The sequence below is a fragment of the Pseudomonas putida genome, from assembly GCF_001976065.1.
Lineage (GTDB): Bacteria > Pseudomonadota > Gammaproteobacteria > Pseudomonadales > Pseudomonadaceae > Aquipseudomonas > Aquipseudomonas serbica.
Genome location: NZ_MNAH01000002.1, coordinates 261,818 through 286,434, shown reverse-complemented (window position 1 = coordinate 286,434; position 24,617 = coordinate 261,818). Strand labels below are relative to the sequence as shown.

At 60.3% G+C, this 24,617-nt stretch carries 20 protein-coding genes and 2 pseudogenes; 15 read left to right on the top strand and 7 right to left on the bottom strand.

All coding sequences use genetic code 11. The features are described 5' to 3' along the window. Positions 1–71: 71 nt before the first annotated feature. Positions 72–4,907 carry a M35 family metalloendopeptidase gene (locus tag BKX96_RS07930; RefSeq protein ID WP_077183300.1) on the top strand — a complete coding sequence of 1,612 codons (4,836 nt, stop codon included), beginning with the start codon at positions 72–74 and terminating at the stop codon, positions 4,905–4,907. Between the two features lie 96 nt (positions 4,908–5,003). Continuing rightward, a complete protein-coding gene (locus tag BKX96_RS07925) occupies positions 5,004–6,005 on the top strand; it encodes a FecR family protein (protein WP_046820039.1) in 1,002 nt (333 codons plus the stop codon). Positions 6,006–6,060: 55 nt separating this feature from the next. Here BKX96_RS07925 and pvdQ read toward each other — a convergent pair whose 3' ends face one another. After that, positions 6,061–8,406, bottom strand: a complete 2,346-nt coding sequence (gene pvdQ / locus BKX96_RS07920; RefSeq protein WP_077183299.1) for a bifunctional acylase PvdQ — start codon at positions 8,404–8,406, stop codon at positions 6,061–6,063. A 263-nt stretch (positions 8,407–8,669) separates the two neighbouring features. Here pvdQ and BKX96_RS07915 point away from each other — a divergent pair, with 263 nt between their 5' ends. Continuing rightward, entirely contained in the window at positions 8,670–9,041 is a 372-nt protein-coding gene (locus tag BKX96_RS07915; protein ID WP_077183298.1) for a fe2+ zn2+ uptake regulation protein, read from the top strand. 22 nt (positions 9,042–9,063) lie between these two features. On the opposite strand, the gene BKX96_RS07910 is transcribed toward BKX96_RS07915, so the two are convergent. Continuing rightward, a complete protein-coding gene (locus BKX96_RS07910; protein WP_046820042.1) occupies positions 9,064–9,252 on the bottom strand; it encodes a hypothetical protein in 189 nt (62 codons plus the stop codon). Between the two features lie 156 nt (positions 9,253–9,408). Here BKX96_RS07910 and BKX96_RS32820 point away from each other — a divergent pair, with 156 nt between their 5' ends. The 8 genes from BKX96_RS32820 (at position 9,409) to BKX96_RS07875 (ending at position 14,714) form a co-directional block, all read left to right on the top strand. Beyond that, on the top strand, positions 9,409–9,546 hold the full coding sequence (locus BKX96_RS32820; protein ID WP_179092136.1) for a hypothetical protein: 138 nt from the start codon (positions 9,409–9,411) through the stop codon (positions 9,544–9,546). Between the two features lie 212 nt (positions 9,547–9,758). Further along, positions 9,759–10,205 (top strand): DUF411 domain-containing protein, encoded by a 447-nt coding sequence (locus BKX96_RS07905; protein WP_046820043.1) that lies wholly within the window; start codon positions 9,759–9,761, stop codon positions 10,203–10,205. Next, on the top strand, positions 10,205–10,639 hold the full coding sequence (locus BKX96_RS07900; protein ID WP_046820267.1) for a YqaA family protein: 435 nt from the start codon (positions 10,205–10,207) through the stop codon (positions 10,637–10,639). Before BKX96_RS07905 ends, BKX96_RS07900 begins: the two co-directional genes overlap by 1 nt. An 82-nt stretch (positions 10,640–10,721) precedes the next feature. Beyond that, a complete protein-coding gene (locus BKX96_RS07895) occupies positions 10,722–11,744 on the top strand; it encodes an alpha/beta fold hydrolase (protein ID WP_077183297.1) in 1,023 nt (340 codons plus the stop codon). A gap of 13 nt (positions 11,745–11,757) precedes the next feature. Continuing rightward, entirely contained in the window at positions 11,758–12,711 is a 954-nt protein-coding gene (locus tag BKX96_RS07890) for a D-2-hydroxyacid dehydrogenase family protein (protein ID WP_077183873.1), read from the top strand. Between the two features lie 160 nt (positions 12,712–12,871). Beyond that, complete coding sequence (locus tag BKX96_RS07885; protein ID WP_077183296.1) at positions 12,872–13,405, top strand: tetratricopeptide repeat protein; 534 nt, start codon at positions 12,872–12,874, stop codon at positions 13,403–13,405. A gap of 65 nt (positions 13,406–13,470) precedes the next feature. Further along, a complete protein-coding gene (locus tag BKX96_RS07880; protein WP_077183871.1) occupies positions 13,471–13,956 on the top strand; it encodes an RNA polymerase sigma factor in 486 nt (161 codons plus the stop codon). Continuing rightward, entirely contained in the window at positions 13,953–14,714 is a 762-nt protein-coding gene (locus BKX96_RS07875; RefSeq protein ID WP_077183295.1) for an anti-sigma factor family protein, read from the top strand. The genes BKX96_RS07880 and BKX96_RS07875 overlap by 4 nt, the downstream gene beginning before the upstream one ends. A gap of 14 nt (positions 14,715–14,728) precedes the next feature. On the opposite strand, the gene BKX96_RS07870 is transcribed toward BKX96_RS07875, so the two are convergent. Together BKX96_RS07870 and BKX96_RS07865 are read right to left on the bottom strand one after the other, a co-directional pair. Continuing rightward, positions 14,729–15,007, bottom strand: coding sequence for a hypothetical protein (locus BKX96_RS07870; RefSeq protein ID WP_046820047.1), 279 nt, complete (start codon positions 15,005–15,007; stop codon positions 14,729–14,731). 111 nt (positions 15,008–15,118) lie between these two features. Next, positions 15,119–15,274: pseudogene (locus BKX96_RS07865) on the bottom strand (ATP-binding protein); the annotation flags it as partial. 13 nt (positions 15,275–15,287) lie between these two features. Between BKX96_RS07865 and BKX96_RS07860 the strand changes: the two are divergent. After that, positions 15,288–15,488, top strand: a pseudogene (locus BKX96_RS07860) (transcriptional regulator); the annotation flags it as partial. Between the two features lie 56 nt (positions 15,489–15,544). On the opposite strand, the gene BKX96_RS07855 reads toward BKX96_RS07860, so the two are convergent. From BKX96_RS07855 to BKX96_RS07845, 3 genes are all read right to left on the bottom strand, one after another. Beyond that, positions 15,545–17,098: a trypsin-like serine peptidase gene (locus tag BKX96_RS07855; RefSeq protein ID WP_077183294.1), complete on the bottom strand. Its 1,554-nt coding sequence runs from the start codon at positions 17,096–17,098 to the stop codon at positions 15,545–15,547. 196 nt (positions 17,099–17,294) lie between these two features. Next, positions 17,295–18,593 carry an ATP-binding protein gene (locus BKX96_RS07850; RefSeq protein ID WP_077183293.1) on the bottom strand — a complete coding sequence of 433 codons (1,299 nt, stop codon included), beginning with the start codon at positions 18,591–18,593 and terminating at the stop codon, positions 17,295–17,297. 4 nt (positions 18,594–18,597) lie between these two features. After that, the gene (locus BKX96_RS07845; protein ID WP_046820048.1) at positions 18,598–19,299 is read right to left on the bottom strand and encodes a response regulator; all 702 of its coding nucleotides are present in this window, start codon (positions 19,297–19,299) and stop codon (positions 18,598–18,600) included. Between the two features lie 292 nt (positions 19,300–19,591). Here BKX96_RS07845 and BKX96_RS07840 point away from each other — a divergent pair, with 292 nt between their 5' ends. The 3 genes from BKX96_RS07840 to BKX96_RS07830 are packed head-to-tail and all read left to right on the top strand — an operon-like array spanning position 19,592 to position 24,564. Continuing rightward, positions 19,592–20,749, top strand: coding sequence for an efflux RND transporter periplasmic adaptor subunit (locus BKX96_RS07840; protein ID WP_077183292.1), 1,158 nt, complete (start codon positions 19,592–19,594; stop codon positions 20,747–20,749). A gap of 14 nt (positions 20,750–20,763) precedes the next feature. Further along, on the top strand, positions 20,764–23,862 hold the full coding sequence (locus BKX96_RS07835) for a multidrug efflux RND transporter permease subunit (protein ID WP_046820051.1): 3,099 nt from the start codon (positions 20,764–20,766) through the stop codon (positions 23,860–23,862). A gap of 60 nt (positions 23,863–23,922) precedes the next feature. Further along, positions 23,923–24,564: a DUF1345 domain-containing protein gene (locus BKX96_RS07830; protein ID WP_077183291.1), complete on the top strand. Its 642-nt coding sequence runs from the start codon at positions 23,923–23,925 to the stop codon at positions 24,562–24,564. Positions 24,565–24,617: the final 53 nt, after the last annotated feature.

Sequence of the window (24,617 nt, the reverse complement as noted above, 5' to 3'; positions counted from 1 at the left end):
GCGCCAACCGTACTGTTTTTACTCGATCCGACACCTGCGAGCGCTGCTCGCAGCCCCATTGAGGAAAAACCATGATTGGCGCCCCATTGCCTTATTTTTTCGACGAGGCACTACTTGCATCCAAAGCCAGGCAGCCCGGTGATCGCGAGAAAGCCCTGGGCATGACGATGGCTGACCTGAACTGGTTGAACAACGTTTACCTGGCCACCGATTCAGCTCGCGTAGGCGCAACCAGTCCCATGCACGTCAAACGCTTGCTCTTGAGCCTGGCCGGCAAGGACGATATTCCATTGGCCGGCGCCTTTGCCATGGGCCGCCCCGACGATGGCGAAGTCACGCTCTATACACCGTACAAAGGCCTGATCAAGTTCACGGGCATGGACGACCTGCAAAACACGCTGAAGCAGTGGTTGGCACATCACACCGGCAAGCTTGAACTGCTGCGCTTTCTCTCCATCGAGCAACGCGCCACTGTGTTGGCGGCCAGCGAAGCGCAAATTTCCACGCAAGATATCGACGGTGCAGTGTTCCAGGATCAGGAACGCATCCTCGACCTGAACCAGCAACACAATATCGATTCGATGATCGGGGCCCTGGTCAAGTTGCCACATTTGCAATCGATGCTCGACGAATTGCTCAAGATCAGCTTGCGCCAATCCTTTCCAAACCTGGACCAACGCCTGACCCGCCTGAAAAGCTTTGTCAGGACGGACCCTGTCGATGGCGCCGAGCATCAGCACATCATTTCCTCGATCTCGCTGAGCGATGCACTCCTGCACGTCTACCTGACCAACCAATGGCCCGCTGGCGACTCGCGAGTGTTCGCCCATCCAGAACTCGCGGTGAGCAGTGATGCCGATAATCAGGCGTGGGAAAGCGTGGTTCAAGAAATCGCGCAAAGCCTTACACCTCACCTCGAAGCCTTGCTCGAATCATTCTGGAACACCCCTGTCAGCGGTCAGCTATCGCCGCTGACGCTTTTTACCGAGGGCATGCAGGACACCTATGAGGTGAAGCTTTTGCTCCAGCGCCAAAACGGCGTCATCACGACGCAGGAATATGCACAGCTGGCCAATCTCGACAACGCGCCCGTCACGTCCCCTTCGCTGCGCATTGAAAAAGTGCGGGTCAGTGCGCCGTTCAAACCCTATGTGGAACTGGCCTCGAGCTTGATGATCGGCAGCAGCGACACCCTGGGTTTTCTCTATACGCAATCCAGAGGCATCGAGGCGACAACTGATCTGGCCGCGGTGAAGAAGATCGTGCTGCAGATGCTGCAAAGCCAGGGACACGAAGACGCGCAACTCAATGTCATGTCGCTGGACGAGCGTGGCCTCTTCCTTGCGCAGGATCCGCAAGAGCGCGTCATCACCGGAGAACCGGTCCGAGGTCCGGTGTTCGAACAATTGATGGCTGACATTCTCGCCAAGCAACGGCAGAACCTGAGCTACGCGTTGAGTCTGTACCGTGCAAGCGAAGGCACACTCAATCCCCATGCCTTGCTCGACAAGACCCTCGATGTCAGGGGTTTGATCGACGATCGATTGCTGGCTGCCAACGCCGCAGGACGCTGGAGTACCCACGCCGATCTGCGCTGGAATGCACAACCGGCCACGGTGCGCGCCGAGTCGGCGAAAGAGCAACTGGCATCGCTCGATAGCGTTGCACAGGCCCTTCGCCAACGCCTCGACAATTACCCCGCCATCGCGGCGACAACTGAAACGGTTACCGAGGCGCAGCGCATTGTCGACCCGTCACTGGCCGAGCTGAAATCAAGTTTCAGCAATACCCTGTCCATCGCCTTGCGCAGTGAGCTTAAGCTACGGGCCGTCGACCGCACTTTGGGCGAGACGGAACAGACCATCATCAAAACGCTGCTCGATACCCCCGTGCGCTTGCACCGCGCGGCATTGAACGGCTTTTTACCGGACGTATTTTCCCTGGCGTTAAAGGCAAGCGACGCCACAGCCCCGTTGAAACTGGCCAGTTGTTTTGTCCTGACCGAGCGTGGTGGCCTGGACCCGGCGCATTCCGGCAAGACGATATTGTGGACGCCAGCGTTCGGGTACGAAGTCTTCAAGGCGCTGCCGGCACTGTTGAGCGAGCTGGCTCGACGACTCAGTGATCACCGCCAGCGCTTGACCCTCTTGGAGAACCTCGGCCGCGGCGAGCGACATCCTGGCAAGCACTACACGCTCGCGCCGCCGCAGCGCATCGACGGTAACTTTCTCGATGAAGTGCAGAAAAACCATGTGCACCTGGACCAGACGTGCGTGGTCAGTGCCCTGGCTACGCTAAATGACGCCGCGTCAAAGGCCAGTCTCCTGAGTCTCGTTGCGTTGCGCCAACCACTGACAGGCCTGCACCGTGCGATGGACATCGCCCGATCCCTGACCACCCGGCAAAGACTGCCCGCATGGCTGGGCCAGGCATCGATCAAGGATCTGCGGTTACACGGCGAATTGCTCCAACAATACCTCAACAATGTCAAAGACGATCAGGACTACCTCACGGGCACGGATTCGCTGCGGGGAACAGCGCGCGTGGCGCTTGAACAACAGCTCAAGGCCGACACCTTCAACATCGATCCGGACAAGATCCAGATTCACGTCAACGCTCGACCCATGATTGCGGCCAGCACCCAGACCCTGACCGATTTTGCCCTTACACACCTCAAGGATCTCGAGCAAATCCATTTGACTGCCGTGTCGCTCGATTCAACGGTCATTCCCCAAAAGATGGACGAACGCTACATCAAGGACCTGATAAAAAATCTGGATGCGGGCAAGCGTCAACAGAGAAAAATCACAGTGTCCCTTGCCGACACCCCGGCGAACGCCGAACGCAGGAAACGCTTCTTCCTACAAGTGCCGTGGCAACTGATGCATTACGCCCACTGCGAGAAAATGCAGGAGCGCCTCAGCGAATCTGCGTTTGATCTGGTGCGGCAAGTGATGGACATGCCCGACGCCATTGCCCGTGCCGCCGTCGATGGTGCACACGCCATGATTCGCCCGCTCGAATTCATGGGCCTGAGCAAAGGCCAGACAACCACCGTGCCAGGCGTCTACCTGATCGGCTCAAGCGCCAGCGACTCCTCGCGTCAGGTTTTACTGGCGCCGCACAGCCCCCGGCACGGGCTCAAGGAATATGAAAACGAACAGCAACTGCTGGCAGAACTCAAGACCCGCGGGGCATTGTTCGACTGGCTACTAACGAATCTGCCACAAACTGACCGGACGCTGCTGGAAAGCCATCTGGCACCCCGTCAACGACGTGCCGCCAGTTCCGAACCCGCCCCCAAAGCCACTCCAGCCGATGGCTTGACGCTGGCTTCGCGTCCGATCAAGGGCAACCTGCTCAAACACTTGCTCAAAGACAATGTCGCGTTACTGGGGCGATTGCTCGGTTGTCAGGCCGAAGACAAAAAGCAAAGCGAATGGGCAACCATCAAACAGGTCATGGGCGAAGATCTGCAAGCGGCATCTACGTTTTGCATGGGCAGGCTCGCCTACCCCTTGACGGTGTGGCGCAGCTACCGCGACATCAAGCAATCGGCCGAAGACCTGCAAACCCACCACTGGGGCAAGGCTTTAACCGAGTTCATCAGCGGCATCGCAGAACTCGCTACGTTGCGCCAGTCGCTGGAACCCGAGGTCACGGCGCCTTCGCCCTCCGGCGCCACTCCAACTGCCAAGCCCAAAGCCGCGAGCCGATGGCAAGACATCGACATCACCGCCACCGAACGCACGCACCTGAAGCGTTACGAAAGCCACGATGTCGACCTGGGTTCGCTGACATTCGACTCAAAGCTTCACCTCTACCAGCATCCAACCACAAAAAACCACTATGCGCCGGTGGCCGGAAAGGTCTACCCGGTCACCCAGGGCAAGGTCCAGTGGCGCATTGGGCCCCAGCAAACCCCTGGTCCCAAGCTGCGCCTGGCGGCATCGAGACAGTGGCTTGTGGCTCAGGACACGAAACCCCGTTTCGGCTTGCTCAGGCGACTGGAGACCCTGGTTTCGGTGTGGGATGGCATGAACGTCGACGCCAATGGCATGCCCGCAATCCGTCGTCGATACCCGCAAAAGGCGCGCGAGATACAAGAAGCCCTGGACCTGGCGACGACCTATACCTGGAACAGCTTTCGCAACCTGCAATTGCTCAAGACGTCCGGTAGTACGGACACACCTGTGCATCGGCTGGTCAAGGACTTTATCGATGTGTCGCAGGTGTTACCCAAGCATATAGAGATGCTTGAAAAAGTCGTCGGCGAGATTTTCACGGCCCTGCTGGACCCCACACTCAGGAAAGAGGACTCCCGGCGTTTTGCGTTGGGCAGAGTGATCACCGATCCGGACGGTACCTTCGCCTTCACGGTTCCAAGGGACGCAAAGCGGAAAATTTACCTGGCTGAGCGCTTCTTTGCCCCCCAATTCGATCTCTACAAACCGCATCTCACCGACACGGCTTTTCCAATCAGCGCACACGCCAGGGCATCGACCCTTGTCCATGAGCTTTCGCACATTGCCTGTGAAACCGAAGACATTGCCTATCTCGATGCGAGCAGGCCCTTTGTCGACCTGATTGGCTCAGCCAGCGCCACCGCCAGCGATATGAAGAACGAATTGAGCAAACTGCAGGACACCGCCCTCTCGACAAAAACACCGTATACCGAATTGTTCATGACCTACGATCCGGATACGGGCGAACGGGCTGATATGGATGCCACAGCCCCCGCAGCGCTGCGAGTCCTGTCCGAGACCGGTGCAGAAAACCTGAGTGGCGCCCGCACTGTCTTCAAGAAAAACGCCCTGACCAGGCTGGCCGTGCAACTTGCAAACGCCGACAGTGTGGCCTGGCTGATCTGCCATCTGGGCCGGCAATTACACGTCACGACCCCATGAGCCGGGAGAAAAAAACACAGATTGATGGGTAATTGCCATGACGGATGTTCGCGCAGAGTTCGCTCGGGTTAGAATGCGCGAAATCAGGATGAGTCAATGACCGACAGCCCTCTCTCACCAGCCCAATTTGACGCCATCACCGATGCCGCAGCGCATTGGTGCATGCGCCTGCATGCCCCTGACTGCACGGTCCAGGAGCGGCAGGCATTCGAACAGTGGCTGGACGTTCATCCGCTGCATGCGGTCGAATACGAAGCCATGCTGGAAATCTGGGAAGTGGCTGGCGACCTGCCGCGTCCGCAAACGGTCGTGCCACTGGTTCGGGCCAAGCCGCAATCCCCCTGGCGAACCTTCGGCATGGCCGCCGCCTTGTGCGCGCTGGCGTTGCCGCTGGCAGCCTACAGCGGGTGGAACATGGGGTGGTTGCCCGACTCATACGAACATTACGCGGCAACCGACAACGTACGGCAGGTCACCCTCAAAGACGGCAGCAAGGTCGAACTGAACCTGGGCAGTGAGCTGACGTACAGTCACTACAAGGACCAGCGTCGAGTCACCCTGAAAAAAGGCGAGGCCTTCTTCAACGTCAGTCACGACGCCAGCCACCCTTTCATCGTCAAGGCCGCCGAAGGCAAGATCCGGGTAACCGGGACCCGATTCAACGTCTGGATGTATGAAGACCAGGTGAAAGTGAACCTGGTCGAAGGCTCCGTTCTGGTCAGCAGCAACGATGACCTGCCGGGAGACGGTCTACGGCTGGACCCGGCCATGCAGGCCAGCTTTCGCCATGGCGACCTGATTCCGCGCATCAATCAGACCTATGACAACGACAATTCCCTGGCCTGGCTCAATGGCAAACTGGTACTCGATGACCTGGCGTTGAGCGAAGCGCTGCCGCTGATCAATCGTTATCTGCAAACGCCGGTACAGGTGGCCGACAACGGTACTGGCGCGATCCGCATCGGCGGCATCTACAACATCCGGGAGCTCAATACCCTGGTGGCGTCCCTGCCCAGGGTGCTGCCGGTCTACCTGACCCGCAACAAAGACGGCAACCCGGTCCTCAATTCCATCCCGCAGCAACCGCCGAAAAGCTGAAGGCCACCACCCTGGCGGGGTGCGGCCTTCTTGTTGCTCTCATGCACCAGCGATTTTATTTCGCGGCCACCTTCCCCGGCTTTTCATCCTGCTCGCGGATCGTCTGCGCCTGGTATTGCGGATCGGACCTGATCTGTTGCTCGGTGAACGGCAACACACTCAATTGCTTGTGCGAAAACGCCAGCGTCTGGTCCAGGGCGTATTTCGACGCCGGGTCACTGGACAGGGAAAACGCCAAGAGCCCCTTGGCCTGCGGGCCTTTTTCATCGAAGGTCACCACCTGCAGATAACTGGTACCACTGACCACTTCGCGCTTGCCATCGGTCCGGGGCACACTCTGAATGGCGTTGTACACCCCCAGCGTGCCCGGCCCGCCGTGAATCGGCGTCTGCCGGCCACCGCTGCTGACCACCTGGATATCACCCCAGCGGCTGTCCTGCTTGAGCCCTGACGCCTTGACCTGCTCGCTCGAGGCCAACATGGCCTGGCGCAACGCTTGCGCCACCTGGGGACTGTCGATCGCCAGGCCGCGCGGGGTATGTTGCGGGTCCAGAGGATCGAATGCCACGCGCCAGACATCGGGTGCCTGCTCCAAAGCCTCCATGACATTCTGGAAGTGCACGAAGCCAAGGCCGCTGTCGAGATTGGCCTTGCGGTCCCAGGCCTTGAGACTGGCACACAGCGGTGCCAGGTTTTTCCCATCGGTACCCAGGTCTGCCGCGCAGAACTGCAACAGGTCGGGCATCACTTGTGCCGCCAGGTACACCTGGTCGTCCATCACCATGTGCTGCAAATCTGCCGCTGCGAGCGGACCGGCCTTGGCCAGCGTGCCCAGGCGATCCAGGGCAAAACGCGAGCGCAGGCCCAAAGGCTGGCCGTCCTGGCTGATCAACGGCGAGAAGCCGGTCAGCGGTTGCGCAGGGTTGACCATCCACGCCGAATCGTTGGCGTGCTGCACGAAGTCCTTGCGCAGCAGTTGCGGCAAGTGCTGCGCCGCAAAGATACCCGGCTGCGCGGCCTGCGGGTCTATGTCCCAGGCACAGGCGCTGTTGGAGCCATCGAGGACGATCATCTGCAGGCCGATCCGCGGATCGCTGCACTGGGCCAGCTTCGCCGCATTCACGTTCGGCACGACCGACAGGTTCATGTACAGCGTCTGGCCCTGGTCGTCCGCTGCCAGCGTGTTGACCCAGGGGATGCCCTGGATTTTATGCACCGAGGCCTGGAATTCCTTGAGGCTGCCGGCACGATTCATCGCGTACCACTGTTGCAGCACCCGATCATTGTCCAGGTTGGCGTCACGCAGGCTGTAGGCAAACTGCTGTTCCCAATCGAGCTTGCCAGGCCACTGTACGATCGGGCCGAACTGTGAGCTGTAGACCACATGGGAAACGGCCTTGACCGACCCATCCGCTTGCCTGGCATCAACTGTCAGGGTTTGCTTGGTCATTGGCAGGGACTTGCCGTCGAGCAAATAGCGGGTCGGATCCTTGGGGTCCAGCTGCAGGCGATAGAGGGTGAAATGTTTGGACGAATCCACCGTGTGGGTCCAGGCCAGGTGCTGGTTGAACCCGATGTTGATCAGCGGCAAACCAGGCAACGCGGCACCCATCACATCCAGCTTGCCAGGGATAGTCAGGTGCATCTGGTAGAAGCGCATTGCGCCGACCCAAGGGAAATGCGGATTGGCCAGCAACATGCCGCGGCCATTGAAGGAACGATCGCTGCCCACCGCCACGGCGTTGCTGCCGCGATCCAGGGCAAAACGCTGCATACGCAGGTCGGCCAGTTGAAACGCTGTTTGATTGCCGCCATTCCCCGCGACCGCAGCCGGTGGTGCGGCGCCCGCCAGCGCTTCGGCGAACTGCCCCACCCCCCCTTCGACCAACAGGCGACGGGTCAGCTTGACCAGGTCCATGGCGGTGATGTCCCGCACCCAGTCGCCCTGGCATTGCTGCACCAACCCCCGGGCCCGACGCTCGGCCAGGGAACGGTTGTAACCGGCCACATAACCTTCAACCAGCTCGCGCACTTCAGGGGTTTGCGCCTGCCAGAAGGTGTCGACGGCCTGCGGTGAGTTCAACCAAGTGAAAAACAGATCGCTGACGCGGTTTTCGCGCGCCTCTACCGTGAACTGATCCGGGCCGAAAAACCGCGAGCGTTGACCGTTCACCGTGGTGATCTCATTGGCCAGCAAACACAGGTTATCCTGAGCATAGGCATAACCGATGCCGTAACCGAGCCCACGCTCGTTCTCGGCGCGAATATGCGGCACACCAAAGCTGGTCCGGCGGATATCGGCACTAGCGTGCTCAAGCTGACTGCGCGCATTCGCCGCAAGACTCAGCCCCAGAAACACACCCGCCAGGCTCAACCTGGTCAACTGGCTGGAAATAATCACATTCGCTCCTGATCGAAAAACGAGGGTCACAGTTGTGCGTACTGACGCGCACTGCGCATCCTGTTAGGGACGAAGCAAACGAGAAAAATTTAGGCAACGCGATGGCGACGCCCAACCGGGTTGCAGCGGCAACTTACATAGCGATCACGCAATGATGACGAAATTTCTACATTCAAGTCTTCATGATTTGTGACGCTCATACGTCTTGCTGGGTAAGAGCGCCCATTTTTTTCCGATCAGGCTCTGCAAAAGGAGTTTTCGCAATGTACAACTCGCAACTGCCAGCGGACGGTAGCAACGCGCCAAAGGGCACTTCCCTTGGGGTCGGTGTTTTCGACCAGCGTACCGAGCGCCACGGCAACGAGCGGATCCGCATTTTGCTCAAGAGCTTTGGCCTGCGAACCAGTCTGATTCGTCTGAAAGTCATCGACGCCTTGCTCTCGGCCGCCGAGAACGAGCGCAGCCTGGGTGTGCGCGGCGTGCACACCCAGTTGCTGGAACTGGATATTCCCCTGTCGTTCCTGAGCGTGCGCGAAGTGTTGAAACGCCTGTGCAGCGAAGGCGTGATTGTCCTCAATCCGGACAAGAGCTACAGCCTCCACCCTCGCGCCGTCGCCTTGCTGCACGCCGACTGACCCGCCCAGCCCGGGGTGCCGCTCAGGTCTTGACCTTGCGACGCATCACGCCGTTGATGACCACCACGACCACCGCCACGCCAATGGCGATGTACTGGAAGAGTTTTTCGCTGATGACGCCGGTGTTCTGCAAATACGAAAGGCCGAACATGGTCCCCAGTACCACGAGGGAGATCAGAATCGAGTATTTCAAACGTTGCGACTGAGTCATTGGCAATTCCTGAACCTGAAAAATGTATCTGCTTTGTATCCGCCTGCATGCCAAGCCCCTACCTTGTTGCGGGGATGGACGCGTGCAAACGGGGTCTCATGTTACAGCCGATGAAGATTTTTAGCTTTATCACGGCGATAACCATGAGGATTTACCATGTTACGTCGAATCACCTTGCTGATTCCCCTGCTGGCCCTGCTCTCCCTTGGCGGTTGCATCTTCCTGCCCCATGGCGGCGGACACCATGATCGCCATTACGACGGGGGTGGACCTGGGCATTACCCGCATCGCTAACAAGCACTCCGATCAATCTGTAGGAGCCGGCTTGCCGGCGAAGGCGTCTTCGAATAGTGCATGAACCTTTCGGGCGCCTTCGCCGGCCAGCCGGGCTCCTACAATGTATTTTTTACCCAGATCCTGTAGTACTTCGAAACAAACCTTGAATATCCGCCGGCAAAAAAACGTCAGAATGTATTCTTTTGCCTGCAATCCGAGACCCCGTCGACATGCGAACCCCTCTACGTCTGGCTGCCTTGGGCGCCCTGTTCATTTCCTCCCTGGCCCAGGCCGCCGACCTGATCCCGATCGAGGTCCACCGGGATGCCAATTGCGGTTGCTGCAAGAAATGGATCAGCCATCTGGAGGCCAATGGCTTCAAGGTCGAGGACCACGTCGAAAGCAACATGAGCACATTCAAGCAACAACACGGCGTGCCACCGCGCCTGGCGTCATGCCACACCGCTTTGATCAACGGCAAATTCGTCGAAGGCCATGTGCCGGCCGACCAGGTGCTGGCCCTGAGCAAGCGCAATGACCTGCTGGGCGTGGCCGCCCCGGGCATGCCCATGGGCTCGCCGGGCATGGAAATGGACGGCATGAGCGATGCCTATCAAGTGATCGGCCTGAAAAAGGACGGCACCGATGTGGTGGTGGCGGACTACCCCGCCCATTGATTTTCGGCGCCTATATCGGCTTGTTCCTGGCGGCGTTCGGCGCCGCGACCTTGCTGCCCCTGCAGTCCGAAGCCGTGCTGGTCGGGCTGATCCTCAGCGATCGCTACTGGCTGTGGTCGCTGCTGGCAGTCGCCACCCTGGGTAACGTGCTCGGTTCGCTGGTCAACTGGTGGCTGGGGCGCGCCATCGAACGCTTCCGTGACCGGCGCTGGTTTCCGGTCAGCCCCAAACACCTGGAACAAGCCCGCCGACACTATCAACGTTACGGCCACTGGTCGCTGCTGCTCAGCTGGCTCCCGGTGATCGGGGATCCACTGACCCTGGTGGCCGGCGTCATGCGCGAACCCCTGGGACGCTTCCTGCTGATCGTGACCCTGGCCAAGGGCGCCCGTTATGGCGTGCTGGCGCTGGCCACACTGGGGTGGATGGGTTGAACCAAGTGCCGCGACGATTGCCTGTTTAATGTCGCCCTATTCGTGCCGATCCAGCATCGGCGGATTTTCAACGGAGTCCACCATGCCCCTTACCCGCTCAAGCTGGCTGTCCGCCCTGCTGCTGACCGCCGCACTGCCCGCCATGGCCGCCGAAGGCCCGGCCTACGGCCCCCAATTGCAGGGCTTCGAATACCCCTACACCGTCAAGCATTTTGCCTTCCAGTCCCAGGGCCAATCCCTGCAGATGGGCTACATGGATGTCGCCGCCCATGGCAAGGCCAACGGGCGCAGCGTCGTGCTGATGCACGGCAAGAACTTCTGCGGTGCCACTTGGGAAACCTCGATCAAGGCCCTCAGCGATGCCGGCTACCGGGTGATTGCCCCGGACCAGATCGGTTTCTGCACCTCGAGCAAACCGGACAACTATCAATACACCTTCCAGCAACTGGCGAGTAACACCCAGCAACTGCTCAAGGCCTTGGGCGTGCAGAAAGCCACCCTGCTGGGGCACTCCACTGGCGGCATGCTCGCCACCCGCTACGCGCTGCAATATCCCGAACAGGTCGAGCAGCTTGCGCTGGTCAACCCGATCGGTTTGGAAGACTGGAAGGCCCTCGGGGTTCCCTACCGCACGGTGGACCAGTGGTACGAGCGCGAACTGAAGCTCAGTGCCGAGGGTATCCGCAACTACGAGCGCGCCACCTATTACGGTGGCCGCTGGAAACCCGAGTTCGACCGCTGGGTGGACATGCTCGCCGGCTTGAACAAAGGCCCGGGGCATACGCAGGTCGCCTGGAATTCGGCGCTGATCTACGACATGATCTTCACCCAGCCGGTGTACTACGAATTCGAGAACCTGAAGATGCCGACCCTGTTGCTGATCGGCACGTCCGACACCACCGCCATCGGCAGTGATATCGCGTCGCCCGAGGTCAAGGCAAAACTCGGCCACTACGACGTACTGGGCAAACAGGTGGCGAAACGGATCGCCCGTTCGACACTGGTGGAATTCCCCGGCATGGGCCACGCCCCGCAGATGGAAGAGCCTGCCCAGTTTCACCAGGCGTTGCTCGGCTGGCTGAACAAGACCCATCCCGTTCGTTGACGAGGTAATGCTGATGGCAGTGCAGATTGCGGTAATCGATGACTGGCAGGACGTGGCCCGCGATGTGCTGGACTGGTCCGTGCTGGAGGCCATCGGTGAAGTGGATTTCATCCATGACTACCCTGCCGACAACGCGACCCTGGCGGCGCGTCTGAACAAGTATGCCGTGATCTGCGTGATGCGCGAGCGCACCCGTTTCGATGAGGACTTGCTGCGCCGCCTGCCCCAGCTCAAATTGCTGGTGACTGGCGGCATGCGCAATGCCGCGATCGACTTGAAGGCCGCTACGGCGCTCGGCATCCAGGTCAGTGGCACTGACAGCTACAAGCACGCCGCTCCGGAACTGACCTGGGCACTGATCATGGCCGCCACCCGCAACCTGGTGGTCGAAGCCAACGCCTTGCGCGCGGGTAAGTGGCAGCAAGGCCTGGGGGGCGACCTGCACGGCAAGACCCTGGCGATCCTGGGACTGGGCAGCATCGGTCAGCAGGTTGCCCGGTTTGGCCAGGCGTTCGGCATGCGGGTCATCGCCTGGAGCGAAAACCTGACCGCCGAACGCGCCGCCGAAGCCGGTGTGACCTTCGTCAGCAAACAGGCGCTGTTCGAGCAGGCCGACGTGCTCTCGGTGCACCTGGTGCTCAGTGACCGCAGTCGTGGCCTGGTGGACGCCCAGGCGCTGGCCTGGATGAAACCCACCGCGCTGCTGGTCAATACCGCGCGCGGGCCGATTGTCGATGAAGCCGCGCTGATCAAGGCCCTGCAGAAACAGCGCCTGGGTGGAGCGGCGCTGGATGTGTTCGAGCAGGAGCCGCTGGCAGAGCATCATCCGTTCAGGACCCTGGACAACGTGCTGGCAACGCCCCATGTCGGCTACGTCAGTCAGCAAAACTACCATCTGTTCTTTTCGCAAATGATCGAGGACATTCACGCCTGGTCGGCGGGAAAACCGATTCGCCTGCTGAGCTGATAGCGCCGCGCGACTTGAGCTTTGCGTGGAAAAACCGCCAGGAAAAATGAATAAATGTTTGCGCTGAGGTGTTTATGGTTCGCTTGAAGGGTCATCAGCCCTTCTCACTGGCTATGGCCCGTCCCATGTCCCGCCCCTGATGATCTGTGGAGCATTGCCCATGAATCGCCGCCTCTCGATTGTTACTGCCCCGTTGGTGCTTGCCGTCGTGCTGTCCAGTTCCCTGGCGTGGGCCAACGGCGAGGAAGATACCCCCGCCAAACCGCAGTGCCCTCGAGGGCAGGTGTTCGACAGCAAGGCGCAAAAGTGCGTCAAGCAAACCAGCATGCTCCTGCCGGACGCCGACCGTACCGATTACGCCTATCAACTGGCCAAGGACGGGCGTTACGAAGAAGCCCTGGCCCTGCTCGATACGCTCAAGGAACCCAACACCGCCAAAGCCTTGAACTATCGTGGTTATGCCACGCGTAAACTGGGGCGTACCGACGAAGGTATCGGTTACTACCTGCAATCGGTCAAGCTCGACCCCCAGTACGCCAAAGTCCGCGAATACCTCGGTGAAGCGTACGTGGTCAAAGGCCGGCTGGACCTCGCCCAGGAGCAACTGCAACAGATCAAGTCGATTTGCGGCAACACGACCTGCGAGGAATACCAGGACCTGGCCGAAGCCATCGACGACTCGTCGCAAACCTGACAACCGGGCGCACGGAGGTCTCTATCGCCAGCATTCAGGAAATAAGGGCAGAACTGGGCCAGCATCTGGCGCGTTTGTGGCGCTATGGCCTGCTGTTGTCGCGACAACGGCACGTCGCCGAAGACCTGGTGCAGGCAACGTGCGTGCGCGCGCTCGAACGTGCCGGACAATTTACCCCGGGCACCCGTATGGACCGCTGGCTGATGAGCATTCTGCATTCGATCTGGCTGAACGAAATCCGGACCCGCCGGGTGCATCAGGGCCAGGGAATTGTCGAGCCCGATAGCGCCCTGTCGTTTGACGGCGAATATGCAGCGCAGACTCATGTATTGGCGGCGCAGGTCATCCGCCGCGTCGACGCGCTGCCCGAAGCCCAGCGCGAAACGGTATTTCTCACCTACGTCGAGGGTTTGTCCTACCGCGAAGTTGCCGAAGTCCTGCAAGTACCCATTGGCACCGTGATGAGCCGGCTGGCCACCGCGCGGGCGAAACTCGCCGAATATCCGCCACTGCACACGGTGCCCAACCCTTCCACCGGAGAACGTCGATGAACGCGATACCCTCGGATGAGCAATTGGTGGCCTACCTGGACAACCAGCTCGACGCCGAACAACGCGCCCACATCGACGCGGCCCTCGTCCAGGACCCGATGCTTGGCCTGCGCCTGCAATGGTTGGCCCGCAGCAATCTGCCGTTCAAGGACGCCTATGACGAGTTGGCAAAGCAGGCACCGGTGGATCGCCTGCAGGCCATGCTCGACACCTTGCCCGTACCTGCCCGCCCAACGCACAGCCGGCGCTGGTTCCTGGCGGCAGCGGCCGGGCTGGTGGCAGGCGGCGTGGTCGCGGACCGTTTGTTCCTCGGCTGGCAAAGCAGTCAGCAAAGCCACAGTTGGCGCGGACTGGTGGCGGATTACATGGTGCTGTACGTACCGGAAACCCTCGACCATTTGCCCACTGACGAAGCGACGCAACGGGCGCAACTGCAGACCATCGATGCTCGGCTGGGCCTCAGTCTTGTACCTGCAAAACTGGCCCTTCCACGCGCCGAATTCAAACGCGCGCAAATCCTTGAATACGATGGCGTGGCCATCGCCCAGATCAGCTACCTGGATCCGGCTCACGGGCCGATGGCGCTGTGCATCACGCGCTCCAACAGCGGCAGCCGCCATTTCGCCCAGGAACGTCGGCACGGGATGAACATTGTCTACTGGGCAGATCGGGAACATGCGTGGATGTTGATCGGGCGTAACTCGATGGCCGACCTTGAGGACATGGCCAAACAGTTACGCACCCGATTGAACGCCTGACCCTGCGCCAGCGCCTACACAGAGCGCGGCAGCGTTTGCAGTTTCACGAGGTCTTGCGCCTTGGGAAACGCTTCCCCCGCCCCCTTCAGCACGGTGTACCTGACCTTGTCGCCCACCAGGAAAAAGTCCTCTCCATCTGCTGTGGCATGGGGACCAATACGGATCGCCAACCTGGAAGCGAACCCGTCATCTGGAAGGACCAGGGCGAAAGAGGTTGATGTCGTGTCGACCCTGACTTCCCTGATCGCGTCGATGGTGCCCTGCCCAATTGTTCTTGTGATTGGCTCGCCCATTGCTAACTCTCCTGACCTGCCGTCAATCCTGAGTGCCAAGGCCCATGAAACGCGCAAGCGGCGACTGTGGCTACTGTCAGATTTGACAGATGAACCAACCGTTGGTCGTAATCAACCCGGCGTCGGTAACCTTAACCGAAACCGCGCCCCGCCCAACGGTGATGACTCGACCGTCAGCGTCCCACCCTGCGCCTCCAGCGCCCGGCGACTGATGGCCAGCCCCAGGCCAAACCCACCGGTGGCCCGATCCCGGCTGCGATCGAGTTGGGGCACACCCCAACTGACCTTGCCGCGCCCCGAATTCAAGCGTGCGCAAATCCTCGAATTCGATGGCGTGGCGATTGCGCAGGTTAACTACCTGGACACACTACACAGCCCCATGGCGCCCTGCGTCACCCACTCCAACAGCGACCAGCGGGACTTTGCCCAGAAGCGTCAGCACGAGATGAACATCGTTTACTGGTCTGACATGGAGCACGCATGAATGCTGATCGGGTTTTCGCTTGAGTATCGCTTCCACGCTGAACCGCTCTGCTTTTAACCTTTCGGACTCGCCACTAAATCCCGACTGAAGTGGGGAGAGTTATTTCCTGCTTCATCCTTGCCCAAATAGCACACACGCCAACTGCTAGTTTTGGATAGCTGTCTGCTTTTCCCAGGGATTTGAGGAAAATATCCATCCGCATTTGCACAATCTGTTGAATCCAGGGGGCCATACTTAATGAAAGTGCTTACAACTTCATTGAGATTGTTATGAGTAGACGCAAACCAAAATGACGGATCTTCATCGACATGAAAAACGGGGCTGTCCACCGGTGCAGTGTTGTCTATCTGGCGCAGCTTGATCGTCGCATCACGTTCGGATTGCCAAGCCGTTTGAGCTGTTTTTTGACCAATTACACAGATCGCCTGGATGCCTTCTTTCGGGTCAACCGGTAACCGCAGAAGCGGCTGGTCCGCTACGTTCAGCGCTTCGCCATAGCCTTTGGGTTGATCACAATGCGTAGAGCTTGCCGGGCCAGTTTTGTACCGAATACGTTGAAACCCCGAGGCGATCTCTAGATCCCATCGGGCCGGTTGCAGCTTTCCGGTAACATCCGCGACCTCCGAACGGGTTGACCAGGGGCCCACTCGTGTCAGTCCAACGCCATCCCCCTGATCGAGTTTGCTCAAATCAAGTGTGTTATCGGCTTTCAACGCGCGCAGTATGTGATCGACTGTATTGAAATAGACCGCATCCGGGCGGCTGATCAAACTATCATCGGCGATTTCACAAGGGCGACCATATCCGCAACCGTTCAGACTGGGCTCTACCGCAGTAGCCAGGATGCCAACCACTGTTGATCCGTCTTTCACAAAAACCGGAGAACCCGACGACCCCCCGTATACACCCACGCAGTCAGTGGGCAACGCTTTTGGCCAATACCACGGGTTATCTTCGCGGATCGGCGAATACCCTTCAAAAATTGGGCGTGCTGACGTCACCTTGCACGCCGAGTAACGAAGAAAAAATCCCCCAGGAAAGAGCCCCAATGGGATATGCGCCATGTCAATATCATTAGTCGATGCGTTGAAACTCGCGAGCATCAAGGGTTCTATATTCCGAGAACTCAACTCGGCATACGTGGCGTCCAACTCCAGGACTGCAACATCGGTGGACTTCATACTGGAATAAACAATGCGTTTGATGGGGATAGGAGTATGGTCATCTTTGTTGTCGTGAAAATAGGCCGGTGTGAACTGCCAGCCCGGCGCCATCGGCCTATCTATAACCACTTCATTGTCGCCAGTAAGTCCCGAAGGATTGGCGCAATGTGCTGCCGTTAATATAAGGGCAGGCATGGCAGGATCAGGTTTTTTACTGCTGGCGATAAGCGTCGCCGTGCAATTCCAGCCCAAGCCTATGGTTGAGTTAAAACGGCCTGTTGCGAGAAAACGCTTCGCCTTTGGTTCTGAAACTGAAATCAAATCGGCAATCCCGGCCATGGGCGCGATAGCGGAGGAACTCGCTGGCACTAACATACTGTCAGCCCAACTTGCGATGGAGTAGAAACTGGCGAGTAAGACAGCAAACTGAGATGTTTTTTTCATGTCATCTACCTCCGTGTGGTTTGAAGAACATGAAATACTTCGTCGACGTTTCTTTCTACTGTCAAAAATAACAGTTCGATGTCGATTCATCACCCGTCTGTCCGAATGTCATCGCGAGCGTCACAAGATCCTGCGCCCTTGTAAACTCTCCTGCGGTACCCGCCCGCACGGTATACCTCGCCCTGTCGCCCGCACTTTAAAACAGAGGTGGCAACCACAACCTGAACCGCGCCCCGCCCAACGGTGATGACTCGACCGTCAGCGTCCCACCCTGCGCCTCCAGCGCCCGGCGACTGATCGCCAGCCCCAGGCCAAACCCACCGGTGGCCCGATCCCGGCTGCGATCGAGTCGGTAGAACGGCTCGAAAATCCGCTCACGCTCGTCATCCGGGATGCCGATGCCGTCGTCATCCACCCAGATTTCACAGCCCTTGGGGCACACCTGCACACCGATCTGGATGCGCTTTTCGCAATAGCGCATGGCATTGCGCAGCAGGTTCTGCAGGGCGCGGGCGGTCAGGCGCGGGTCGAGGCTGAAGCGTTCGAGCTGGCCGTGCAGCAGCACGTCGATGACGATGTCCGGGGCTTGTTCGTCATCGATGCTGCCCAGGATGCTGTCGATGAATTCATCCAGCGACACCTCGACCTGCTCCGGCACCCGCGCCGGGTTTTGCAGGCGGCTGTAGGACAGCAACTCCAGCACCAGTTCATCGAGTTCGCGAATGTGATCGACCAACCCCTGCAAGCGCTCGCGGCTGGTCGCCGGCAGGTCATCGGACAGGGCCAGGGCCAGGCCGAAATCCAGGCGTGTCAGGGGGGTACGCAGTTCGTGGGAAACCGCGTTGAGCAAGTCCCTTTGCTGGTTCAGCAGGTTCTCGATGTCGCCGGCCATGGTGTCGAAGACGTTGGCCAGGCCGCCGATGTTGGAGCTGGGGGCAATCTGTGTGCGCTCGCTCAAATGGCCCTTGCCGAAGCGTTCCGCCGCGCTCTTCAGGCGTTCCAGGTCACGCCAGTGCGGGCGCAGCCACAGCAACAGGCACGCTAGCATGGTCGCGCCTATAAGCACGTTGATGCTCCAGTACAACAGGCTGACGTCCATCGGGTCCGGCGGCACGACCATTTGCACCACCGTTTGTTCGTTCAGCGGCGCCACGGCCAAGGTGCGCCAGCCCCAGTCGCCAATGCGAACGACGTTTTCGCCGCGTCGCAAACGCTGTTGTTCCTCAAGGGAAAACCCGGCATCGTCGTTGCCGCTGAGCACGATGTGCAGCGGCTGGAACTCCTTGTCCATTTCCGCGGCCAATGCCGGCCATTGTTCGGTCGGGACGGCCTTGAACTGCTTGACCATCAGGGTTTGCAGCCCTCGGGAATAGTCGAGGTTGTAGGTGAGGAAGCGCTCGTGGAAAACCTTGATCACCAGGTCCGGCACCAGGTAGATGGCGGCACTGAAAGAGACGATGGTCACCAGGTACAGGCGAAAGAGGATCCTGAACATCGTCTCAGCATTCCCACTCGGAACGGCTGAACAGGTAGCCCTTGCCCCACACGGTCTTGATCTTGCGCGCTTCGCCAGCGTTGTCATCGAACTTGCGCCGCAACTTGGAGATCGCCACGTCCACCGAACGGTCGGTGCCGTTGAATTCGATGCCGCGCAGGCGTTGCAGGATCTGGTCGCGGCTCAGCACTTCACCGGCATGCCGGGCCAGCACCACCAGCAGGTTGTATTCACCGCTGGACAACTCCACCGGTTGTCCGCGCCAGGTCACCGTGCGTTCGGACAGGTCGATGCACAGGTTGCCCATGAGGATACGGTCATTGACCGCCAGTGGCTCGCTGAGGCTGCTGCGCCGCAGCAAGGTGCGCACCCGGGCCAGCAGCACCCGGGGTTCGCAAGGTTTGGTGACGTAGTCGTCGGCGCCCATTTCCAGGCCCAGCACCTGGTCGTGGCTGTCGTCGCGGGCCGTGAGCATCAGGATCGGCAAGGTCGCCGAATCGGCGCGCAGAAAGCGGCACACCTGCAGGCCATCGAGACCGGGCAGCATCAGGTCGAGGATGACCAGGTCCGGCGGATTGAGCCGCGCACGCTCGCGCACCTGGTCGCCGCGGCTGATCACGCTGACGGAGTAACCGTTGCGTTCCAGGTAGCTGGCAATCAGTTCGGCGAGTGCGGTGTCGTCTTCGACCAGGAGGATGTTGGGCATGGGTGTTTCCAGAAAGTGCTGTGGCGAATGTTCCGGCCTCTTCGCGGGCAAGCCCGCTCCCACAGTGGCCGATGGCGTTCACAAAATTTGTGTTCACAGCGCAACCCTGTGGGAGCGGGCCTGCCCGCGAAGAGGCCGGGACAGTCGCAATAAAATTCAAGATGCTCAGGATATACGCCCTCACCTGCCCCCAAGTAAAACCCTTACACAATTTCACACAGCACCAACAAAGCTTCACCGCTACCCTCGCCGTCGCCCAGTAGGATGCTGGGGGTCATTATTGGGGTCATTCATGTCAAAGAATCTGCTTGCCGGGCTCAGCCTTGTGGCACTGGCGGCGACGCTGAGCGCATGCGACAGCGCCTCGAACGCCGAAGAACAGGCACCGCCGGCCACCGTCCGGATCGAAACCATCGAGGCTCGCCCGCTGGCGATCAGCAGCGAACTGAGCGGGCGGATTGCCGCGCCGCGCATTGCCGAAGTCCGTGCCCGTGTGGCCGGTGTGGTGTTGCAGCGAGCCTTTCGCGAAGGCAGCGACGTGAAAAAAGGCGATGTGCTGTTCCGCATCGACCCGGCGCCGTTCAAGGCCGACCTCGACAGCGCCCAGGCCGTGCTGCGCAAGGCCGAGGCCAACGCGTTCCAGGCCAGGCTACAGGAACAGCGTTACGCCCAGTTGATCGAAGGCAACGCCATCAGTGGCCAGGACTACGACAACGCCCGGGCCGCCACGCGGCAGACCGCTGCCGATGTCGCCGCCAGCAAAGCTGCCGTCGAGCGGGCGAAACTGAACCTTGGTTATGCCACCGTCACCGCGCCGATTTCCGGGCGCATCGGCCGTGCCCTCGTCACCGAAGGCGCACTGGTGGGCCAGAATGAAACCACCCCACTGGCGTTGATCCAGCAGTTGAACCCGATCCACGCCGACCTCACTCAATCGACCCGTGAACTCAACGACCTGCGCCGCTCATTCCGTTCCGGGCAGTTACAACCGGTCGGCCAGGACCAGGTCAAGGCCACGCTGATACAGGACGACGGCAGTGTGTACCCATTGCCGGGCAAGCTGCTGTTCACTGACATCACGGTCGATCCGGGCACCGGCCAGATCATCCTGCGCAGCGAATTTCCCAATCCCGATCTCGACCTGCTCCCCGGCAGCTTCGTGCGCGTACGCCTTGAGCAAGGGGTGAACCAGCAAGGCATCAGCGTGCCTCAACGGGCCATCCAGCGTGACAGCGCTGGCATCGCGCAAGTGTTGTCGATTGACGCCGAGCAGCGCGTGGGCCTGCAACAGGTGGAACTGGGCGCCGTGCAGGGCGACCGCTGGATCGTCACCGGTGGCCTGAAGCCGGGCGACCGCATCGTCATCGAAGGCCTGCAACACGCCCGCCCCGGCGAGACCGTGCAGATCGACGACACCCCTCTTCCACTCGCCCAGGTCTCGGGTCAGTAAGCAGGACGCTTTTTATGCCGCAGTTCTTTATCGACCGCCCGGTGTTCGCCTGGGTGGTTGCCCTGTTCATTCTGTTGGCCGGTGCGCTGTCCATTCCTCAGTTGCCAGTGGCGCAATACCCCGACGTCGCACCACCGCAGATCGAAATCTATGCCCTGTACCCCGGCGCTTCCGCGCAGACGGTGGATGAAAGCGTGGTCAGCCTGATCGAGGAAGAACTCAACGGAGCCGACCATCTGTTGTATTTCGAATCGCAAAGCAGCCTCGGCAGCGCCACGATCAAGGCCACCTTCCAGCCCGGCACCGACCCGGAAATGGCCCAGGTGGACGTGCAGAACCGCCTCAAGGTTGTCGAGTCGCGCCTGCCGCAAGCGGTGAACCAACAGGGCTTGCAGGTGGAAAAAGTCTCCGCCGGTTTCCTGCTGCTGATTACCCTCACGTCCAGTGACGGCAAGCTCGACGACGTGGCGCTCAGCGACTACCTGGCGCGCAACGTGATGAACGAGATCAAGCGCCTCGACGGCGTCGGCAAGGCGCAGCTGTACGGTGCGGAGCGGGCAATGCGGATCTGGATCGACCCGCAGAAACTGATCGGCTTCAACCTGACCCCGGCCGATGTCAACGCGGCCATCGTTGCGCAAAACGCCCAGGTCTCGGCCGGCAGCATCGGCGACCTGCCGAGCCGCACCACCCAGGAAATCACCGCGACCATTCTGGTCAAGGGCCAGCTGTCGACGCCGTCGGAATTTGCCGACATCGTCCTGAAGGCCAATCCAGACGGTTCCACTGTGCGCATCGGCGATGTCGCCAGGGTCGAGATCGGCAGCCAGGACTACCAGTTTTCCACGCGCCTCAATGGCAAGCCGTCCACCGCCGTCGGTGTGCAATTGGCGCCGGGCGCCAACGCCCTGAGCACCGCGACGCGGGTGCGGGCGAAAATGGATGAGCTGTCGCGCTACTTCCCCGCCGGTGTGGAATACAAGATCCCCTACGACACCTCGCCCTTCGTCAAGGTCTCGATCACCAAGGTGGTCTACACCCTTGGCGAGGCGATGTTGCTGGTGTTCGCGGTGATGTTTCTGTTCCTGCAGAACATCCGCTACACGCTGATTCCGACCCTGGTCGTGCCGGTAGCGCTGATGGGCACCTTCGCCACGATGTTGGCGCTGGGGTTCTCGATCAACGTGCTGACCATGTTCGGCATGGTGCTGGCGATCGGCATCCTGGTGGATGACGCCATCGTGGTGGTCGAGAACGTCGAGCGGATCATGGCCAGCGAAGGCCTGTCGCCCAAGGAAGCGACCCGCAAGGCGATGAAGCAGATCACCGGGGCGATCATTGGCATCACCCTGGTGCTGGTGGCGGTGTTCATCCCGATGGCGTTCATGCAAGGCTCGGTCGGAGTGATCTACCGGCAGTTCTCACTGTCGATGGCCACCTCGATCCTGTTCTCGGCGTTCCTGGCCCTGACCTTGACCCCGGCGCTGTGCGCGACCTTGCTCAAGCCAATCGCCAAGGGCGAGCATCACGAGAAGACCGGGTTCTTCGGCTGGTTCAATCGCCGTTTCGAGCAACTCACCGAGCGTTATCAGGGCTGGGTCGCCTATGCACTGAAGCGTAGCGGGCGTTACCTGCTGATCTACGGCGTGTTGCTGATTGGCCTGGGCATTTGCTTCAGCCGCCTGCCCTCCTCGTTCCTGCCGGTGGAAGACCAAGGCTACACCATCACCGACATTCAACTGCCACCGGGCGCAAGCAAGAACCGCACGGTGCAGGTGGTCGAGCAGATCGAAGCGCACAACGCCACCGAGCCCGGGGTGGGTGACAGCACGGTGATTCTCGGTTTCAGCTTTTCCGGCAGCGGCCAGAACGCGGCGCTGGCCTTTACCACGCTCAAGGACTGGTCTGAACGCGGCAGCGACGACACGGCAACGTCCATCGCCGACCGCGCCAACGTCGCCCTCAGTCAGATCAAGGACGCCATGGCCTTCGCCATACTGCCACCCCCCGTGGACGGCCTGGGCACGTCCAGTGGTTTCGAGTTTCGCCTGCAGGATCGCGGCGGCCTCGGACACGCCACGTTGATGCAGGCACGCAGCGAATTGCTCGCCGCCGCCGAGAAAAGCCCGATCCTGATGAACGTGCGCGAAAGCGCCCTGGCCGAAGCGCCGCAGGTCCAGTTGATCGTCGACCGCAAGCAGGCGAATGCGCTGGGCGTGTCCTTTGCCGACATTGGCAGCGTGCTCTCCACCGCCGTCGGTTCGGCCTACATCAACGACTTTCCCAATCAAGGGCGGATGCAGCGCGTGGTGGTGCAGGCCGAGGGCGACCAGCGCAGTCAGGTGGCCGATCTGTTGAAGATGCACGTGCGCAACAACACCGGGCAAATGGTGCCGTTGTCCGCCTTCGTCCAGGCCAAATGGACCCAGGGCCCGGCGCAGTTGACCCGTTACAACGGTTACCCGGCGATCAGCATTTCCGGCGAACCGACGCCCGGCCACAGCACCGGACAAGCCATGGCGGAAATCGAACGGCTGGTGGCGCAAGGCCCGGCGGGACTGGGCCAGGAATGGACCGGACTGTCGTTGCAGGAACGTTTGTCCGGCAGCCAGGCGCCGATCCTGCTCGGCTTGTCGCTGTTGATCGTGTTCCTGTGCCTGGCGGCACTGTACGAGAGTTGGTCGATCCCGACCTCGGTGCTGCTGGTGGTGCCGCTCGGGGTGCTCGGCGCGGTACTGGCAGTGACCTTGCGCGGAATGCCCAACGATGTGTTCTTCAAGGTCGGGCTGATCACCATCATCGGCCTGTCGGCGAAGAACGCGATCCTGATCATCGAGTTTGCCAAGAGCCTGTACGACGAAGGTCATGACCTGCTCGACGCCACCCTGCAAGCCGCACGCTTGCGACTGCGGCCGATTGTCATGACGTCCCTGGCGTTCATCCTCGGCGTGGTGCCGCTGGCGATTGCCACCGGGGCCAGCTCGGCGAGCCAGCAAGCCATCGGCACCGGGGTGATCGGCGGGATGATCACCGCGACCCTGGCGGTGGTGTTTGTGCCGGTGTTTTTTGTGGTGGTGATGAAGCTGGTGCGGGGCAGGCATAAAGATATCTGACAGACTAATGTGGGAACACTGGGCTAAGGTGTTTTCAACACCCTGACCCACTGAGCCCCCATGCCCTACCTCACCCACACCCACCCTCGCCTGTCCGCCGCCGCCACCCTGGGCGTCGCGGCGGGCATCCTGGCTCCGTCCGACTCGATTCCTGGCAAAATCCTCATCGGCTGGAACGTCGGGGTCTGGACCTATCTGGTCCTGATGTTCTGGCTCACCGTGCGCGCCAAGGCACCGGACGTGAAACGCATTGCCGAGGTCGAGGACGAAAACGCCGGTGTGGTGCTTTTCGTGGTGTGTATCGCAGCGATTGCCAGCCTGGCCACCATCGCCTTCGAACTGGCCGGCAGCAGGGACATGGACACCTCGCGCAAGCTGCTGCATTACGGTTTCACCGCGCTGACCGTCATCGGCTCGTGGCTGCTGATCGGGGTGATTTTCAGCGTGCACTACGCCCGCCTGTTCTACACCTGGGATGGCAAAGACCAGGCCCTGCGCTTTGCCGAAGGCCTCACCACCCCTAATTACTGGGACTTCCTGTACTTCTCGTTCACCATCAGCGTCGCGGTGCAGACGTCCGATGTCGGCGTGGCAACCCGGGATTTGCGCAAGATCGTGTTGGCGCAATCGCTGATCGGTTTTCTGTTCAACACAGCCATTCTCGGATTCTCGATCAATATCGCAGCCGGGTTATTTGGGTGAAAAAACCGCGCGCAACCCACTTTGATTCGCTTCGAATCTGGCGCATACGGATG

Excerpts from the sequence above, each read along its gene's own strand:
- BKX96_RS07930 (WP_077183300.1), top strand. The coding sequence starts at position 72 with ATGATTGGCGCCCCATTGCCTTATTTTTTCGACGAGGCACTACTTGCA.
- BKX96_RS07925 (WP_046820039.1), top strand. The coding sequence starts at position 5,004 with ATGACCGACAGCCCTCTCTCACCAGCCCAATTTGACGCCATCACCGAT.
- BKX96_RS07915 (WP_077183298.1), top strand. The coding sequence starts at position 8,670 with ATGTACAACTCGCAACTGCCAGCGGACGGTAGCAACGCGCCAAAGGGC.
- BKX96_RS07910 (WP_046820042.1), bottom strand. The coding sequence starts at position 9,252 with ATGACTCAGTCGCAACGTTTGAAATACTCGATTCTGATCTCCCTCGTG.
- BKX96_RS32820 (WP_179092136.1), top strand. The coding sequence starts at position 9,409 with ATGTTACGTCGAATCACCTTGCTGATTCCCCTGCTGGCCCTGCTCTCC.
- BKX96_RS07905 (WP_046820043.1), top strand. The coding sequence starts at position 9,759 with ATGCGAACCCCTCTACGTCTGGCTGCCTTGGGCGCCCTGTTCATTTCC.
- BKX96_RS07895 (WP_077183297.1), top strand. The coding sequence starts at position 10,722 with ATGCCCCTTACCCGCTCAAGCTGGCTGTCCGCCCTGCTGCTGACCGCC.
- BKX96_RS07890 (WP_077183873.1), top strand. The coding sequence starts at position 11,758 with ATGGCAGTGCAGATTGCGGTAATCGATGACTGGCAGGACGTGGCCCGC.
- BKX96_RS07885 (WP_077183296.1), top strand. The coding sequence starts at position 12,872 with ATGAATCGCCGCCTCTCGATTGTTACTGCCCCGTTGGTGCTTGCCGTC.
- BKX96_RS07875 (WP_077183295.1), top strand. The coding sequence starts at position 13,953 with ATGAACGCGATACCCTCGGATGAGCAATTGGTGGCCTACCTGGACAAC.
- BKX96_RS07870 (WP_046820047.1), bottom strand. The coding sequence starts at position 15,007 with ATGGGCGAGCCAATCACAAGAACAATTGGGCAGGGCACCATCGACGCG.
- BKX96_RS07855 (WP_077183294.1), bottom strand. The coding sequence starts at position 17,098 with ATGAAAAAAACATCTCAGTTTGCTGTCTTACTCGCCAGTTTCTACTCC.
- BKX96_RS07850 (WP_077183293.1), bottom strand. The coding sequence starts at position 18,593 with ATGTTCAGGATCCTCTTTCGCCTGTACCTGGTGACCATCGTCTCTTTC.
- BKX96_RS07845 (WP_046820048.1), bottom strand. The coding sequence starts at position 19,299 with ATGCCCAACATCCTCCTGGTCGAAGACGACACCGCACTCGCCGAACTG.
- BKX96_RS07840 (WP_077183292.1), top strand. The coding sequence starts at position 19,592 with ATGTCAAAGAATCTGCTTGCCGGGCTCAGCCTTGTGGCACTGGCGGCG.
- BKX96_RS07835 (WP_046820051.1), top strand. The coding sequence starts at position 20,764 with ATGCCGCAGTTCTTTATCGACCGCCCGGTGTTCGCCTGGGTGGTTGCC.
- BKX96_RS07830 (WP_077183291.1), top strand. The coding sequence starts at position 23,923 with ATGCCCTACCTCACCCACACCCACCCTCGCCTGTCCGCCGCCGCCACC.